This is a genomic window from Nostoc sp. LEGE 12447 (assembly GCF_015206985.1).
Lineage (GTDB): Bacteria > Cyanobacteriota > Cyanobacteriia > Cyanobacteriales > Nostocaceae > Nostoc.
In genome coordinates, this window is sequence record NZ_JADEXT010000063.1 from 1 (window position 1) to 16,180 (window position 16,180).

16 protein-coding genes are annotated in these 16,180 nt (G+C 40.2%); 9 read left to right on the forward strand and 7 right to left on the reverse strand.

What is annotated here, in order from left to right:
• Positions 1 to 1,310, forward strand: a 1,310-nt coding sequence (locus tag IQ274_RS32860) for a hypothetical protein (protein ID WP_228058546.1), incomplete at its 5' end; no start/stop codon positions are given.
• Positions 1,311 to 1,605: 295 nt separating this feature from the next.
• Here IQ274_RS32860 and purD read toward each other — a convergent pair.
• A complete protein-coding gene (purD, locus tag IQ274_RS32865; RefSeq protein ID WP_194144799.1) occupies positions 1,606 to 2,889 on the reverse strand; it encodes a phosphoribosylamine--glycine ligase in 1,284 nt (427 codons plus the stop codon).
• Positions 2,890 to 3,199: 310 nt separating this feature from the next.
• Here purD and IQ274_RS32870 point away from each other — a divergent pair, with 310 nt between their 5' ends.
• Together IQ274_RS32870 and IQ274_RS32875 are read left to right on the forward strand one after the other, a co-directional pair.
• Positions 3,200 to 3,409, forward strand: a complete 210-nt coding sequence (locus IQ274_RS32870; RefSeq protein WP_194144800.1) for a hypothetical protein — start codon at positions 3,200 to 3,202, stop codon at positions 3,407 to 3,409.
• Positions 3,410 to 3,574: 165 nt separating this feature from the next.
• Positions 3,575 to 4,000 (forward strand): hypothetical protein, encoded by a 426-nt coding sequence (locus tag IQ274_RS32875; RefSeq protein WP_194144801.1) that lies wholly within the window; start codon positions 3,575 to 3,577, stop codon positions 3,998 to 4,000.
• Between the two features lie 148 nt (positions 4,001 to 4,148).
• On the opposite strand, the gene IQ274_RS32880 is transcribed toward IQ274_RS32875, so the two are convergent.
• Positions 4,149 to 4,331 (reverse strand): hypothetical protein, encoded by a 183-nt coding sequence (locus IQ274_RS32880; protein ID WP_041565423.1) that lies wholly within the window; start codon positions 4,329 to 4,331, stop codon positions 4,149 to 4,151.
• A gap of 415 nt (positions 4,332 to 4,746) precedes the next feature.
• Here IQ274_RS32880 and IQ274_RS32885 point away from each other — a divergent pair, with 415 nt between their 5' ends.
• Positions 4,747 to 5,100 (forward strand): Spx/MgsR family RNA polymerase-binding regulatory protein, encoded by a 354-nt coding sequence (locus IQ274_RS32885; protein ID WP_194144802.1) that lies wholly within the window; start codon positions 4,747 to 4,749, stop codon positions 5,098 to 5,100.
• A 110-nt stretch (positions 5,101 to 5,210) separates the two neighbouring features.
• Entirely contained in the window at positions 5,211 to 5,333 is a 123-nt protein-coding gene (locus IQ274_RS37610) for a hypothetical protein (RefSeq protein ID WP_265578594.1), read from the forward strand.
• Between the two features lie 88 nt (positions 5,334 to 5,421).
• Here IQ274_RS37610 and IQ274_RS32890 read toward each other — a convergent pair whose 3' ends face one another.
• Positions 5,422 to 6,591 carry an AGE family epimerase/isomerase gene (locus IQ274_RS32890; protein WP_194144803.1) on the reverse strand — a complete coding sequence of 390 codons (1,170 nt, stop codon included), beginning with the start codon at positions 6,589 to 6,591 and terminating at the stop codon, positions 5,422 to 5,424.
• A 282-nt stretch (positions 6,592 to 6,873) separates the two neighbouring features.
• Here IQ274_RS32890 and IQ274_RS32895 point away from each other — a divergent pair, with 282 nt between their 5' ends.
• Complete coding sequence (locus IQ274_RS32895) at positions 6,874 to 7,770, forward strand: aspartoacylase (RefSeq protein WP_194144804.1); 897 nt, start codon at positions 6,874 to 6,876, stop codon at positions 7,768 to 7,770.
• Between the two features lie 45 nt (positions 7,771 to 7,815).
• Here IQ274_RS32895 and IQ274_RS32900 read toward each other — a convergent pair whose 3' ends face one another.
• Complete coding sequence (locus IQ274_RS32900) at positions 7,816 to 10,113, reverse strand: hypothetical protein (RefSeq protein ID WP_194144805.1); 2,298 nt, start codon at positions 10,111 to 10,113, stop codon at positions 7,816 to 7,818.
• Between the two features lie 389 nt (positions 10,114 to 10,502).
• Entirely contained in the window at positions 10,503 to 10,628 is a 126-nt protein-coding gene (locus IQ274_RS37615) for a hypothetical protein (protein WP_265578595.1), read from the reverse strand.
• Between the two features lie 144 nt (positions 10,629 to 10,772).
• Between IQ274_RS37615 and IQ274_RS32905 the strand changes: the two genes are divergently transcribed.
• Together IQ274_RS32905 and IQ274_RS32910 are read left to right on the forward strand one after the other, a co-directional pair.
• Complete coding sequence (locus tag IQ274_RS32905) at positions 10,773 to 11,942, forward strand: glycosyltransferase family 4 protein (RefSeq protein WP_194144806.1); 1,170 nt, start codon at positions 10,773 to 10,775, stop codon at positions 11,940 to 11,942.
• Between the two features lie 75 nt (positions 11,943 to 12,017).
• Entirely contained in the window at positions 12,018 to 13,157 is a 1,140-nt protein-coding gene (locus IQ274_RS32910) for a glycosyltransferase family 4 protein (protein ID WP_194144807.1), read from the forward strand.
• A gap of 313 nt (positions 13,158 to 13,470) precedes the next feature.
• On the opposite strand, the gene IQ274_RS32915 is transcribed toward IQ274_RS32910, so the two are convergent.
• Positions 13,471 to 13,740, reverse strand: a complete 270-nt coding sequence (locus IQ274_RS32915; protein WP_012409476.1) for a hypothetical protein — start codon at positions 13,738 to 13,740, stop codon at positions 13,471 to 13,473.
• A 480-nt stretch (positions 13,741 to 14,220) separates the two neighbouring features.
• Here IQ274_RS32915 and IQ274_RS32920 point away from each other — a divergent pair, with 480 nt between their 5' ends.
• A complete protein-coding gene (locus IQ274_RS32920) occupies positions 14,221 to 15,519 on the forward strand; it encodes a cation:proton antiporter (protein ID WP_163935743.1) in 1,299 nt (432 codons plus the stop codon).
• A gap of 130 nt (positions 15,520 to 15,649) precedes the next feature.
• Here the strand turns inward: IQ274_RS32920 and IQ274_RS32925 are convergent, their stop codons facing one another.
• On the reverse strand, positions 15,650 to 16,039 hold the full coding sequence (locus IQ274_RS32925) for a hypothetical protein (protein WP_194144808.1): 390 nt from the start codon (positions 16,037 to 16,039) through the stop codon (positions 15,650 to 15,652).
• Between the last annotated feature and the right edge of the window lie 141 nt (positions 16,040 to 16,180).

Below are 16,180 nucleotides of genomic sequence, written 5' to 3' on the forward strand. Positions count from 1 at the left end.
CTAACCGTTCTATGCGCTTTAATTGGTTTGCCTTCTGGGCGAAGGATACAGTGCAAAAAATTGACGAGATACAAAAAATCCAATCCAACAATGTAAACCAAGGTTCGCCTGTTATTCCTATTTCTGGCAGACCAATACGAACACAAAACCAACTACCAACCAGTTCCCAGATTCTGGCCAAATCCTATGGGCTGTGGTCTCCTGGCAAAACATGGGAATGCCCCAAGTGGATGCACGATACTTATTTGACCAACGGCGAGGATGGCAAAGTATACCCCACATGGCATCCGCCTGTAGATTTCAACCCTGAAACAAGTATGTATTGTACATACGGTCACGAGCATGGCGACGATCCGCTCAGTTCAGAGGCATTTAATATTGCAGGGATGCCAGCTTTTGGCTATGTAAATGAGCAACTAGCAACTAATAATCCATCTAATCCATCTGTTCATAGAAATGAAGATCACTTTGGGCATAAGGTTCTTGTTGCCAACAATTGGCAGATGTTCAATGCCAGCAACAGCAGTTTAATTAAATCCTGTGACGTGAGCTTAAAACTGCACATGGGTACACATTCGCCGGATGCGCTAGTAAATACAGCCCATGAAATGTTTGCGTCTGGTAAATGTGATGGGCTTGAACCCTTCAATTTCAAGCATTTTGCTTTGTTTGGTGCTGCCGGAGAATTTAAAGAACCTGAAACTTCTTTGTGTGACTTATCGGTAAATCCTGGTATTACTCCCTCCCCTACGAATCAACCCTATGGTGATGCCCATCGCGCCATTCCTACTGCTGGTTGTTACCAGCGTGGGACAGTTGATCAAAAAACGGCAGATGTAAATACAAGAAATAGTGAATATTGGCTTACTGGCTTTGCTGAAAAAAGTTTTTACTTTAAGGTCACAAATCCTTCCCGTTTTTATGATCCGTCTACCACAACGAAGATCAATAGGACTGTGAATAGCTGCTACGACCCAGCGCATCCTCTTTCTACAACCCTACTTTGCGAAGAAACATTAGCTGCTGGTAGTAAAGTCGAGTGGGACGACCCTCGATCGCCCTTTAGAGGAACAACTCAAATAGAAACTCACTTTTCTGGTCTTGCATTTAGCAATTCTGCAAATTCAGTAATCTATACAGATGCTTATGGGAGAAACGCAAGCATATCACCCGCTCCCGCTCAAGGGATTACGTTCAAGCAAATTGTTCCTGTCAAAGGATTTAAGTATGATGTAAATGGTCAAGCTAGCCTTTTCCCACCCAGAGACTATTCTGCATTGGGACAAAATGGGGTAAGAGCGCCTAATTAAAAGAAACCGAGCAATTCTAAATCCGTAAAGCAGGATGATCGTCCCAGCATTCCATAGAAAACTCAAAGCTTCAGTTTCTCCATCCGCCGATGTCACGCCTTCGACCGAGCAGCAATAGCCCCATTCGACCATTTGTCAGGGTGTGGTACAGGCAGTCCAAAATACTATCTTTCCAGGACTTACGCAAATAATAAATAGCCAATATGGGCAATTCATAAATTGCCCCTACAGCATCTAGCTTTGTGTAAGTCCGAATATATGTTCAATGCGATCGCTTACTATAGCGTTCGTTTTCCTACTTGGCACTCACCACTTTATGACCAATATCTCTCCGGTAATATATGCCCTCAAACTGAATATATTTGATCCCAGAGTATGCTTGGGCGATCGCTTGCTCAAAATTTTCTCCGATTCCAGTCACATTTAATACTCGACCCCCATCTGTCACAACTTCTTGTTGCTGGTTTAATTTTGTACCTGCATGAAATACAGTTGCTCCTGTTACCTCTGCGTTGCCAATACCAGTAATAACCTGCCCTTTCTCATATTCTCCGGGATAACCACCTGAAGCGGCAACGACAGTGGCAGATGTTCCTTTTTTCCAAGCAATGGGCGGTAATTCACTTAACCTCTGTTGTACACAGGCTAGAAGTAACTCTTCTAGGGGTGTTTCTAATAATGGCAAAATCACTTGGGTTTCTGGATCGCCAAAGCGACAGTTAAATTCCAAAACCTTCAAGTCGCCATCGGGTGCAATCATTAAGCCAGCATACAGCACACCCCGGTAATCAATGCCTTTAGCTCGTAAGGTTGCGATCGCTCTTTCTAAGACTTCTGTTTGAATCCGTGCCATCAATTCTGGTGTCGCAATGGGTGCTGGACTATATGCTCCCATACCACCAGTATTCTCGCCTGTATCGCCCTCACCAATTCGCTTATGGTCTTGAGCGGGCAGCAAGGGACGAATCGTTAACCCATCCGTTAATGCTAAAACTGATACCTCTTGCCCAATTAAACATTCTTCAATGACGACAAATTCACCAGCACTACCAAATTGTCCCTGAAAAATTGCATCAACAGCACTTTCTGCTTGTGCAACTGTTTCAGCTACTATCACACCCTTACCAGCTGCCAAGCCATCAGCTTTAACGACAATTGGCGCTCCCTGAGACTTGACATAAGATTTTGCTGCTCCTGCCTCCGTAAATACCGCAGCCCGTGCCGTCGGAATCCCTGCTTCTTGCATCAGGGCTTTTGCCCAAGCTTTACTCGCTTCAATTTGCGCTCCCGCTCTGACTGGGCCAAATACCATCAATCCTTTATCTTGAAGGTAATCTGTGATTCCTTTAGATAGAGGTACCTCTGGCCCAACTACTACTAGAGTTATGCCATGTTCTAGAGCATATCGGCTGATGCCTTCAAAATCATCTACTCCTAGGGGCAAGTTCTGGCAACGTTCCATACTTGCTGTTCCCCCATTCCCTGGTACACAGACAACTTGCTCAATTTGCTTAGATTGCAACAGTTTCCATGCCAGAGCATGTTCGCGCCCTCCATTACCTACAACTAAAACTTTCACTGATTTCCTCGTGCGTCCCTTGCGAAACGAGAATACCCTATTCGGCTCTCGCGGATCAATTTTTTCACCAATTATCGCACTTGTGCAAGCCCCCTCGTGGCCATAAGAGTCAGGGAAAGGGGAGAAATAATTATCTACGTTTCAGGATTCGTGACTATACATCCATTGCCGTGAAGAGATAGGGCATTCTGGCGATCGCTTTATTTTTGAGGTTTTTTGTAAAGCGATAGCTTTCCTGCGGAACGCTAAGGCACTCACTCTTCTATAACAGGCGACAACATTTGCTATTTCGGCGATCGCATTTGCTATTTTGGCGATCGCATTTGTTATTTCGGCGACTACATTTGCTATTTCAGCGACAGCATTTGCTATTTCGGCGATCGCATTTGCTATTTTGGCGATCGCATTTGCTATTTCGGCGATCGCATTTGCTATTTCGGCGATCGCATTTGCTATTTCGGCGACTACATTTGCTATTTCAGCGACTACATTTGCTATTTCGGAGGACGCTGTTACATAAATGATTGCGTTTATCCCAAAACAACAGACAAATACAGGTGGATGGATTAGTAAAAATACAGAGAAACTCTCAATATTAACTCTTAATTAAATCCACAAAACTACTCATCTCACGTAGAAAGGCATTCCGCTATGTTGAAATAGAACTATTCAAGAAATATCTCCTATGTCTTTAAAAACTCGCGGTTCTGCTGCTGTGGACAAAGCTCAACGCCGTCTTGCACTGCTTAAATCCATTAATGAGAACTTGGATTTAGGGCATGGATTAACAATTGAAGCTTATACCCGCTTCATTGATAATACCCGTGCCACGCTAGAAGCCCATAATACCCTTCTGTCTAATCTTGAGGAATCTCGTAAAACGATGAATCAGATGGACAGAGGACTCTCGGAACTATCTGAGAGGATGCTTAGTGCAGTTGCAACTGTCTATGGCAAAAACAGTATGGAGTATTCAAAGGCAGGTGGCTCTAGCCGAAAGCGGAGTACGAGTAAAAAATCTATTTCGCAAGTTCCTATAGTTGTAACGGTTCCCGTCACTCAACTCACCCAAACTGTAACTAACGGCAAAGGCAGCTTGAGCGATGTCTAATGACAAACTGCTACGCATCTACGTCTTGTTTTTAAGGTTTTCTACAAGGCGTAGGCGTAGCCCATCGTAGACATCGCTCCCGATCAACTATCGAAGTATAAAATTAAAGCATGTCGTTTGAAGTACAAATGTCTGCAAAAATTAAATTCTAAGTAGCTGAGTCTGAGCGTTCTATTTGCTGCCGAATGGTATCAATAGAAGCATTAATACCAGCCAGTTTGGACTCTAAATCATCTCGTATCCAAATCAAGAATTTTAATTTCCGTTCTAAGCTAGCTTTGTGCGAAATAGGTTCGCTTCCATAACAAGGATTACCCCAAAAAGGAAACATAGTTTACCTCTATATTTAGCTTTGGTAAGAGTGCAATTTATTGCACCACTTCATTCTGACTAATAACAATCAGACTAATGTGGGTAATAACCGACCTAAATTTTACGTGCTTAACGAATACAGAGATACTAATGCTATTAGAGGATGTTGGAAAAGTCTAATTTTTTACTAGCCCTGGCGATTAGAAATTGCGGCTACACAGACAAAACCCTTGATTTTTTATTAGTCCACGGAGGTGAACTTGGTTTGTGTAGTAGCGAATTCTATTCGCCTAACACTTTTCAAATATCCTCTTAAAACTCTCATAAACTCTTTGCACCCACAAGAAGTAAAATCTAAACTTTCAAAAAACTTAAAATAAGGGTTACATCGATTATATTATGTATAAAAATGGTAATTATTGCTTAACTACTTTATGTTCATTCAAGTTTACGGAATTCCCAACTGTGGCACTTGCAAAAAAGCTCTGATGTGGCTTCAAAGCAATAGCATTGAATATGAATTCATCAATACTAAAGAAACTCCACCCAAGAGTGAGATGATCCAAAACTGGATGAAGTCTTTGGGTTCTGCTCCCATGCGGAATACCTCCGGTCAGTCTTATCGAGCTTTAGGAGATGAAAAGAAGACTTGGACTGAGCAACAGTGGATTGACGCATTTGCTAACGATGCAATGCTGCTAAAACGCCCAATTTTCGTTAAAGATGGAACAGCAGTGTTAGTAGGCTTTAGAGATGAGGCAGTAATTAAAACAAAATTAAAGCTTTAATTCAGATGGCTAATAGCTTTAACTCTTAATTTACAGCACATTATAAACCTCATCTATGTTGAAACCTAGATTTTTTAAAAGATATATTTATGTAGGTTGGGTGGAGTGAAATGCAACCCAACATTACCACCTTATTTATTATGTTGGGTTATGCGATCGCTGCACCCAATCTACAAAACTACGGTTCTCAAGGTAGACGAGGTTTAGTTATCTCATTATATAGATTTTTATAAAGTGCGTTTACTTCAAATAAACTTTCAATTCCAATAAATCCTAGCTAAGTGGTTAGCTAGAAAAATCTACTTGCTGAGATAGCTCAACTTACTTTAATGCCTCAAACTGCTGCCAACAAAGATATAATGCACGCGGCACGTGAAAACATCCTTTCCATTTTCCACCTTTGAGGTTTAACAATACTTCCCCACGTCGATTGAGATAGCCAAACCACTCACCGTACTCTGAATCGGCAAAGTGTGACCAGGCATAATCGTGCATCTTTTGATACCACTCCCAACATACCTCACGCCCTGTTAGACGATAGCCCATTGCTAATGCAACCAAAGACTCTAGGTGAACCCACCACAATTTTTGATCCCATTCCAATTGTTGTGGAGGATGACCGTCTGCATCCATAAAGTAATACAATCCGCCGTACTCGCTATCCCAAGCAAAATTCAGGATATTTAGCACCACATCAACAGCTTGGTTAATAGTTTTGGTATCGTTTTTCCGGTGGGCGATATCCATGATAAACCACATAGCTTCGATACCGTGACCAGGGTTAATCAGCCGTCCCTCAAAACAATCTATGTGGGAACCGTCAGGGGCAACATTTTCGTACATTAGTCCCCGCTCTGGGTCGAAAAAATTGGTCATCACTTCACTGACAGTCTCAGCTAGGACATTCTCTAGGGTTTCTTTTGGTAGCAGCCATTCCATTTCTAGAGTCAGGTTGGCTAAAATCATTGGTACAGCCAATGATTTCATCGGGCGTGTGCCGGGATAGGTTTTATTATATTTGCCTTTCGGGTTATCTTTACGGCGTAAAACGTTGTTATAAGCCTGCATTGCCACATCTTTTGCCCATTCTTCGCCCCCAGCGAGTGCATATTTACTAAATGCCATCGCTGCAAAGCAATCAGAAAAGATATTGTAAGGCTCAACCAGTGGTTTTCCCTCACGGGTGAGAGCAAAGTACCAGTTACCATCACTATCTCTGCCATGTTGGGCGAGAAAATTAGCACCATTGCTGGCAATTTTTAGCCAGTTTTCGCGCTTTTCTAGCTGGTTGTAAAGCATCGAAAAAGTCCACACTTGGCGGTTTTGCAGCCAGATGAATTTGTCTGTATCATAAATTTTGCCGTAGCGATCTAGGCAAGTGAAATAGCCGCCTTGTTGCCAATCAAGAGAATATTTTTCCCAAAATGGGAGTACGTCGTTGAGGAGGGCGTTTTTGTAAAGTTCAACGAGCGCTTGAAAATTATACTCCATAAATTTTCACTCCTTTTGTGCTAAAGCTAACAGCTTAATACCAATTCTGCATGAAGATGCACAGAATATTAAACGAACCGCCAAGTACGCCAAGAGCGCCAAGAATAGAGAGTTACTCATTTAGTGCAGCTTCACATTAAATTGGTATAACAGTTATCACTTTTTGGCTCGAACATGGAGCGTTCGCGTCAGTCTTTTACAAGATTTAGTCAGCAACAGTTATACTTCTATCTTGTATCTTGCACTATTCTCAATAACCGTAGGGGAGACAGTGAGGTTGTTATGAGCCAGATTAAACGAGTTGCGATCGTTGGAGGAAACCACGGTAATGAGTTAACAGGAGTATATCTAGTCAAAAAGTTTCAGCAGTATCCAAATTTAATTAATAGGACAACTTTTGAAACTCTGCCATTACTTGGCAATCTTAAAGCTATTGAAGAAGGTAAACGATACATTGACAGGGATTTAAACCGTTGTTTCACCAATCAAGGTTTACAAAATCCTCAACTCTCAAGTTATGAAGATACGCGGGCGAAAGCAATCCAACAAATACTGCAACCGCAAAATCTGCCATTTGTAGATGTAATTGTTGATTTGCACAGCACAACTGCCAACATGGGGTTAAGTCTGATTTTTTGTGATCTGAATCCTTTCTTACTTCGGTTAGCTGCTTATTTAAGTTCTATCAATCCGATGGTAAAGGTTTTTGTGAATCAGCAATCTAAAGAAGGTGGTTTTCTTCGTTCTTTGTGCGAATTGGGTTTTGTTATCGAAGTTGGTGCTGTGGCTCAGAATATTTTAAATGCTGAATTATTTCAGCAAACAGAGCAGCTTATTTATGCAATTTTAGACTATTTTGAAGGGTGCAATCAAGGTAATATTCCGCAGGCAAGCAGCCAGCTTACACTCTATCAATATATTGAAACTATCGATTATCCTAGAAGCGATGATTACGGCGGGTTGCAAAGTGGGGAGATTCAAGCCATGATTCATCCCCAGCTTCAGTTTAGAGACTATGAACCTTTGAATCCAGGCGATCCAATGTTTCTGACTTTTGCAGGAAAAGATATTTTCTATGAGGGAGAGTCTACTGTTTATCCTATTTTTATTAATGAAGCTGCTTACTATGAGAAAGGAATTGCGATGTATCTCAGTCAAAAGCTGCAAGAGGTAGTTTAATTTCTTTGCCCTTTTAACCAAGATTGCAAATCAGCTAGTAAATACTCAACCTGCTAGCCGATACATAATCACTTTTCCTTTCCAGTTTTCTTCCACAAATACCAGATACTCACCATTTGAACGACGAAATGCGCGGATACCATAAGGTATATCAATCCAGCCACTTTCGCTGCCAACTTCTGGGCCTGGTTTTAACTGTTGTACTTGCGCTCCCGTCTTGGCATTATAGACATATACCTCTGCGGTTTTGACTTTCACAGCAAATACCCGATCGCCCGCCACACTCATGGCTGCTGTAGATACTTCGCGTTTGCCGGTGGTGTCGTAGGGAATCACAACTCGCCACTTGGGGGTACGATTTCCTTTACTCCAATTGTCAAAACGAGCAATTTCAGATCCAGCAACTCCAGTATCGTCACCGAAGGCCGGATGAGCTACTGTAAAGCCTGACAAATACATACTATCTGTCTCGGGGAAATATTCGATCCGCCGCAAGTCGTTAAATATGCTGGGAGTAGTTTGCTTTTCCATCGAACCATAGTTGTAGATGGGGTTGCCTTTAGCATCTATTCCCTGTAAAGGATAGTGGCGAATGCCATCTTCTGTTCGCAAAGCTTTCCAAACATCTCCTTTGCTGTCTACCCACCATCCACCGATATAAGGATAATCTTTGCTGGTATCATATTCATTATTTTCAAATTTGCCATTACCGTTGCGATCGCGCCAGATCCATTCGCCTTTTTGTGGTTGATTCGGCGGCCAATTTCCGGCGAGAAATGGTTTGTCTGCGCCATTGCTACCGACAAACATTCCGGCTGGGATGGCAACTTTACCATCTTTATCTGGATTAAAACGATATATTTGCAGGAAGCTATTGTACATATCTGTGAGGAACAAGAACGGCTTCCCTTGGATGCGGCGCACAAAGGTTCCATCGGGTGATGTATGTAGACGGGGATCTTGAGGATATTTGAAAGGATTTAAGGTGTAAGCTTTGTAAGTCCATTGCTTACCAGCAGGCTTACTGTAATCCATGAGATAGTGTTCTTGTTTGGTGAATAAATCTACACCATCAGTTTTAGGATCGGCATCTGCATTATCGACGAATATCAATCCTAGCGATCGCCATATTAGTTTTCCCGATGGCGAGAATTTCCGTAAATCTGTTCCCGATTTGTTGAAACCATTACTATTGATATAGATATTACCTGAAGCATCTGCACCAACTCCGGTAAGTCCGTAAAGCTTCAAATCTCCAACTTCGCCAGCAACTCCTGTATAAATACCACCCTTAGAGCCAAAACTACCCGTCTGTACTGGCTGATCTTTGATGTCATAAATCAATATTTGCTGACGCGGGCCATTTTCTGCCACTAACAGCTTACCTTGACGATCAACTGCGATCGCAGTTGGTTCAACGATATCTGCAATCTGTTCGGGCAATTGCTTTCCACTCTGGGAATAATGTAAAATTTTGGCAGGTTTACTACCATTTTTGCTTTGAATAATCCACAGATTTTTTTGTGGATCAACAGTTATTGCTCCCGGATTGGCAAAGGTAAAACTGCGTACTTGCTTCATCGTATCAGTATCATAGACACGAATGCGGTTAGCAGCAAAATCGCTCACATACAACTCGCTTCCTACTGTTGCTAATCCAGTCACTTCACTTTTAGTACTGGTAATTAACATACTTTTATCCCAGCCACGCCCTTCAGGAAACGGTGCAGGTTTTCCCGACAAATCATAGCGTCTAACGCAATGCCAACTTGTACCTTCAGGGGGATAATCTTCGTCAGTTTTGCCCTTCGATCCCTGAGTCATGGCAAGGTAAATATATTTACTATTTGCTGTTACAGCAATGCCACCTCCACGACTCCAGCCGTGAGTATCGCCAATAGCACCAATAACCTTACCATCTTTATATATGGCTGCCTCCATTCCCGCCTCATCCCAATGGCTGTTGGTATAAACTGTGCCATGAGGAGAAACATACATTGCCTCAATATTGTTTTGTACCCGTAGATTTCCACTACCAATAGTGTTACCTATCCACGATGTTTTGTAAGTAAGGGTGGGTGTTTCAGTATTGTTTTGTACCAGCAGATTTGTACTGTCAATTGAATTACTTGTCCACGATGTTTTGTATGTAAGCGTGGGTGTTTCTGTTGTTGCCCAGTCTGTTGTAATACCAAGGGTAGTAACAATGACTCCAACAGTCAAACTGAGTAAAAAGTTGAAAGTTTTACTTCTTTGTAAATATCTAAGTTTAGATAATTTTTTGATTTGCTGATTAAGCTTGTGACGGAGTTTTCCTAACTCCGCCATTAATTTATTTATCATATAGTTTTTCAGCTTTTAATTATTTATATACAATCATTTTTTGAGAAATCAGTAAAAAATATAATTATTATAAATAAGCGATAATTTTACACTATCTTTACAAAAATTCTTTTATTATTTAATTTTTCAGCCAATATCTCTAAAATCTTCTTAAAGGTATTAATAGCTACCGTTTAGTAACCAAATATCGTAAATATTAATACATGATATTTCTATAATTATTAATTTATAGTGATTTTTGTCTCTCTATATCTAGTATTCACCTTGCCAATTCATAAGTATCATATATGTCCTAATCGGTATTATGTAGTTAATAAAAACACAAGGTTTCATCCCTTGTTGACGTTGACATATAAATAGTTTATAAATTGGTGTTCTATATAAAAATCTTATTGAAAATGTTGATTTGGAAATTCTAAACCTTGTCTACCTTGAGAACCGTAGTTTTGTAGGTTGGGTGCAGCGATAGCGTAACCCAACATAAAATTTGGTGGTAATGTTGGGTTACGTTTCACTCCACCCAACCTACATAAATATATCTTTTAAAAAACTCTAGGTTTCAACATAGATGAGGTTTAGTAATTAATCTTTGGAACATCCTGTAGTGGCTTACAGTTATACATCTCGACTATTTTCAGATATTTATAGGAGACATATTAGTGAAAAATAAACCAGAAAATTTAGCTTCATCATCTGCATCTATTCTCACATTGGGATTAGGCTGGTTTCCCAAAAATCCTGGAGGATTAGAAAGGTACATGTATGAACTAACTCATAAATTGGCAGCCAATAAAGACCAGGTTGAATTATGCGGAGTCGGTCTACCAGAGGCTGAACTAAATTCGCCGATTAAGCTGACTAACTTAGCTTCTCCCGATAGTGCTATTTGGCAAAGATTATGGTCTATTCGCACTAACTTTCAGAAAACAAGAATAAACAAACCAGATGCTATTAATCTACACTTTGCATTATATAGCTTTCCGCTTTTAGATATTTTACCAAAGGGAGTACCAGTTACTTTTAATTTTCATGGCCCTTGGGCTTCTGAAAGTCAGCAAGAGGTAGTTAATAAAAATCTCAGCCTTTTGATTAAGCATCACCTAATAGAAAAAAACACATATAATCGCTGCGATCGCTTCATTGTATTGAGCAAAGCATTTGGTAAAATATTACATGATAAATATCAAGTACCGTGGAGCAAAATTAATATTATTCCTGGTGGAGTCGATATTAACTGGTTTCAACCAAATTTATCACGCCAAGATGCTTGTAAACAGCTAGGCTGGCCAAACAATCGCCGGATTATATTTACATCACGCCGTTTAGTGCATCGAACGGGAGTTGATAAATTATTACAAGCTTTGGCTATAATTAAGCCTAGAATACCAGATGTTTGGCTAGCGATCGCAGGTCGTGGTCACATTCAAGCTGCACTACAACAACAGGCTACAGAATTAGGATTAGACGACAACGTTAAATTTTTAGGTTTTCTCCCTGATAAGCAATTACCTATAGCTTATCAAGCTGCGGAATTGACTATAATGCCTAGCCAATCTTTTGAAGGCTTTGGATTAGTAATAGTCGAATCTCTAGCTTGTGGTACTCCTGTTTTATGTACACCAGTTGGTGGGATGCCAGAAATTTTATCAGATTTTTCACCCGATTTAATTACTACTTCTACAGAAGCCTCAGCTATTGCTGAAAAATTAGAACAAGTGCTTTTGGGAAACATACCCATACCTTCACGAGAAGCCTGTCGTCATTACGCGACTACACACTACGACTGGAATCAAATTGCTCAACAAGTGCGAAATGTTCTATTAAATTAAACTAGAAACAAAAAAATTGCTTTGTAGAGACGCGATAAATCGAGTCTGAATCGTATTGTATTATAAGGAAGTTTTATGAAAATTTTTTTCTTAGACCAAAGCGGTAAACCCGGCGGTGCAGAATTATGTTTAATTGATATTGCTAAACCATACTCTCATAGCGCTTTAGTAGGTTTATTTGCAGATGGCCCATTTAAAGATTTACTACAGCAAAATCATATCCCAGTAGAAGTTCTCTCAACTCAAACAATCCAAGTTCGAAAAGAAAGCAGTTTGGTGCAAGGATTAAAGAGTTTAAAACAACTTGCACCTTTGATTACTAAAGTTATAAAAAAAGCGCATGAATACGATTTAATTTATGCCAACACCCAAAAAGCATTAGTTGTCGGAGCATTAGCAAGTTTTTTTAGTCGTCGTCCTCTGGTTTATCATTTACACGATATTCTCTCAAGCGAACATTTTAGTCAAACTAATCTTCGCATTGCGATTAACTTAGCTAATCGTTGTGCCTCATTAGTAATTGCTAATTCCCAAGCTAGTAAAACAGCCTTTATCCAAGCGGGGGGACGCTCAGATATAGTCGAAGTTGTCTATAACGGCTTTGATCCAAAAATTTATCAAACTGATGAATCTGACATTAATCAATTACAGCAAGAATTAGGATTGCCAGGAAAATTTGTAGTCGGACACTTTAGCCGTCTTGCACCTTGGAAAGGACAGCATATTTTAATTGATGCTCTTGCCAAATGTCCGCCAGAGGTGACAGTAATTTTAGTGGGGGATGCACTGTTTGGCGAACAAAATTATGTCAAACAATTACACCAACAAGTTGCCGATTTGGGACTAAAAAACCGCGTTAAATTTTTAGGATTTCGTTCAGATATTCCCCAGTTAATGGCAGCTTGTGACTTAGTGGCACATACTTCTACTTCCCCAGAACCCTTTGGTAGAGTGATTGTTGAGGCGATGCTATGTGGAAAACCTGTAGTTGCAGCAAAAGCTGGGGGTGTAATGGAATTAGTAGAACATGGACTTAATGGTTTTCTAGTGACACCAGCAGAACCCCAGGAACTTGCACAGGTGATTATCACCTGTCTTCAGGAGACGGAAATAACTGCAACTATAGCCAATAATGCCAGGACTACTGCTAGTCAGCGTTTTGATGTTGCAACTATTAATCAGCAAATTGCTCAACTGTTGTCCCACAGATTCTAGTAGTCTGCCAACCCAAAAATGCGCTTGTGAGGACTGGGGAAAGGGGAAAGGGGAAAGGGTAAGGGATTTAAACCCTTTCCCCCTTACCCTTTACCCCGCCAAGTTCACTTGGCGAACTTCTAGTACACGGTGGCAGAATTAGGGGACCCCTATAAATAATTTTGGATAATTTGTTTTTTGGAAACCCCTTGTCTTGCGTTGTCTGGTTAAATAATATGAGTTGTTGAGCGCTGCCTACGGCGGCAAGCTACGCTAATTTTGCTCTCAACTTAGCTACACTAAATTGATTATGCACATGTTTCAAGCGATCGCATTAGGCCGCTTCCCGCAGTTGTGGTTGTGACTGCACACTCACCTCTGGAAACGAAAGCGAGAGTTGTTCTGCTTGAGGGACTGCGGCTTGCTCCAAAACTTGAACTTCGATATTCACGCTCACCAAATAACTGCCTGTATCAGCACCAACCGCTTCAGCAATTAGTTTAGCAATGTCTGGGCGTTTGGCAGTTAGCGGATCGCGTAAAATACACCGATCCCATTCATGTTTGGCAGTCGGATTGAGGTTGAGAATGTAATGCTTCATCATCGAACTAACCCTTGAATCCATCTTCCAGAAGGTTTTCACACAGCCGTTAGGCATTTAATTAGGCTTTGTGGACGCTATATCTATTATAGTATATTTGTACTAAAAAGCTATATTTGAGTGAAAAAGTAGTACATCTGTGTGCTGCTACCATATTCGCGTGCTACATCCCATTGTTTTAAGGGCAGATGCGAAGAATAGAAGTGCGATTTTACAGCAGTTTGCAAGTAAGTGAGATAGAAAATGCAAGACTCACGCATCAAAATATAAAAATGTTTCTATCTCCCGCCTCATACCTCAAAAATTGTAGCTTTGTACTTAATGCAAAGGAAAACTGCTTTATCTATTCCCTTTTTGTCTAATTTGGTGGCGCATCTGAATATCTAATCCTTAATTCCAGAAAATCTGCCCATAGGTAATGCTAATAAAAAAGTATTGCAATTAAGCTTACAAAGTAACGCTTAATTTTATACAAATCTCTATATGGTAGATATCTATATTATTGACCTATTTGTAATTGGTCTACTTCTGCTGATGGTAACATTAGGGTCAGGTTGGATTGCTCGCCTACCTCTTTCTTTTGCCCTAATCTATCTACTAGTTGGTATTTTACTAGGCCCTTATGCCTTTGGGCTGATTCAATTACGTCGAGATGAAGTTTTTAATGCCGAACTACTGGAAAAAATAACAGAACTTGTAGTAATTATTTCTGTGTTTAGCTGCGGCTTAAGAATTGTTCGTCCTCTAAAGTTGGGGGCTTGGGGTATTACAGCCCGATTGATTGTATTTTTGATGCCAATTTCAATTCTTGCGCTGGCTGTTGTGGGTAAATTGTTTTTAGGGATGAATTGGGGAGAAGCAATTTTATTAGGAGCAATTCTCGCACCAACCGATCCAGTATTAGCATCAGAAGTACAACTTACCGATATAAACGATAAAGATGAGTTGAGATTTGGTCTAACTTCTGAAGGTGGGTTAAATGATGCTTTAGCTTTTCCCTTCGTTTATTTTGGTCTTCATGCGTTAAAAGATGACAACTGGGGTAACTGGTTTCAACAGTGGATTGCGGTTGATTTAATTTGGGCGATCGCAGCTGGTATTGTTATGGGAATTGTTGTTGCCAAATCTATAGTCTGGATTGAAAAGAAAATTCAAAAACGCCGTCGTGCTGATGAGTTAATGGAAGATTTTATTGCTATTAGCACAATTTTACTAACTTATTCTTTAACAGAAATGGTTAATGGCTATGGGTTTTTAGCAGTATTTGTTGCGGGGTTAGTTGTCCAACGCAGTTATAGAGACCCCGAAAAACCGCTAGCACAATTAGAATTTGTTGAGCAAGTTGAAAAACTGCTGGAAGTTGGAACAATTTTACTATTGGGATCAATATTATTATTCCAGCCAATCCTCAATTACGCTATGCAATCTTTATTGGTGATAGTTTTATTATTATTTATAATCCGACCTGTAGGGGTTTGGATTAGCACAATAGGCAAACGTCCTGTAGAATCGCACCGCCGAACCTTTCATCCAGGAACTAGGTGGTTAATTGGATGGTTTGGTATTCGCGGTGTCGGCTCTTTATATTATCTCGCCTATGCCTTTAGTAATGGCTTAAAAGGTGAGGCTGCCGAACAAATTGCTTGGATAACTTACACTACCATTGTAGCTTCTGTGATTATACATGGCATTACTGCAACTCCATTAATGAAGTGGTATGAGCGCAATATTGCTAATCAGAGAAAGGCTAATACCCCGACGACAGTTGATGAATTTGAATAAAATAAATTTTGGTATTGTGTGTTAATACCAAAGGTTAATTTTCTAAAGCTGTACACCATTCGGGGATAAGCTTTCAATTTTACTCCCCTTCCCTTTGAGGGAAGGGGTTGAAGGTTAGGTCTATGATTCTCTATTTACCAGTCACCTTTTCAATAACTCCTTTAGCTTTTTCACCAAAAGTTTCTGGGGGATTTTGTTCTTGTTCAGCCTTCAAATTTCTTTCGTAAGTCTTCTCTATAGTAGTAAGGTTTTTTGAATCTTTTATTGCTTGCTCATAAGCTTCTTGTCGTTCTTCTTCTTGAATACCAATACCTGGGTCAAATTCGTTAGCACGATTAATTTTTTCTTCAGAATTTGGTTTATACTCTGGCGGTATTAGCTTTAATTCTTCAAGAGTAGTTGCATAACTAGCTTGCTGAACAAAAATGAAAGAACCTGACAAGCTAATGAAAATAATTAAACCAACGACCAAAAAGCTTGAACGTAAGGCTTGCTTTAAAGTTAATAAAATTTTTTGCACAAAAAAATGCTCCTCTTCTTATTTTATGAGCCGTGGTAATGTATAAATATATTCAATATTTCAGGCTCACAGGCATCCTAAATGTTTACGTACAGTTTTTACTTCTACCGCAAGGTATATTAATTTTTACCTCTAGTAGGG

Excerpts from the sequence above, each read along its gene's own strand:
- IQ274_RS32875 (WP_194144801.1), top strand. The coding sequence starts at position 3,575 with ATGTCTTTAAAAACTCGCGGTTCTGCTGCTGTGGACAAAGCTCAACGC.
- IQ274_RS32880 (WP_041565423.1), bottom strand. The coding sequence starts at position 4,331 with ATGTTTCCTTTTTGGGGTAATCCTTGTTATGGAAGCGAACCTATTTCG.
- IQ274_RS32885 (WP_194144802.1), top strand. The coding sequence starts at position 4,747 with ATGTTCATTCAAGTTTACGGAATTCCCAACTGTGGCACTTGCAAAAAA.
- IQ274_RS37610 (WP_265578594.1), top strand. The coding sequence starts at position 5,211 with ATGCAACCCAACATTACCACCTTATTTATTATGTTGGGTTATGCGATC.
- IQ274_RS32890 (WP_194144803.1), bottom strand. The coding sequence starts at position 6,591 with ATGGAGTATAATTTTCAAGCGCTCGTTGAACTTTACAAAAACGCCCTC.
- IQ274_RS32895 (WP_194144804.1), top strand. The coding sequence starts at position 6,874 with ATGAGCCAGATTAAACGAGTTGCGATCGTTGGAGGAAACCACGGTAAT.
- IQ274_RS32900 (WP_194144805.1), bottom strand. The coding sequence starts at position 10,113 with ATGATAAATAAATTAATGGCGGAGTTAGGAAAACTCCGTCACAAGCTT.
- IQ274_RS32910 (WP_194144807.1), top strand. The coding sequence starts at position 12,018 with ATGAAAATTTTTTTCTTAGACCAAAGCGGTAAACCCGGCGGTGCAGAA.
- IQ274_RS32915 (WP_012409476.1), bottom strand. The coding sequence starts at position 13,740 with ATGATGAAGCATTACATTCTCAACCTCAATCCGACTGCCAAACATGAA.
- IQ274_RS32920 (WP_163935743.1), top strand. The coding sequence starts at position 14,221 with ATGGTAGATATCTATATTATTGACCTATTTGTAATTGGTCTACTTCTG.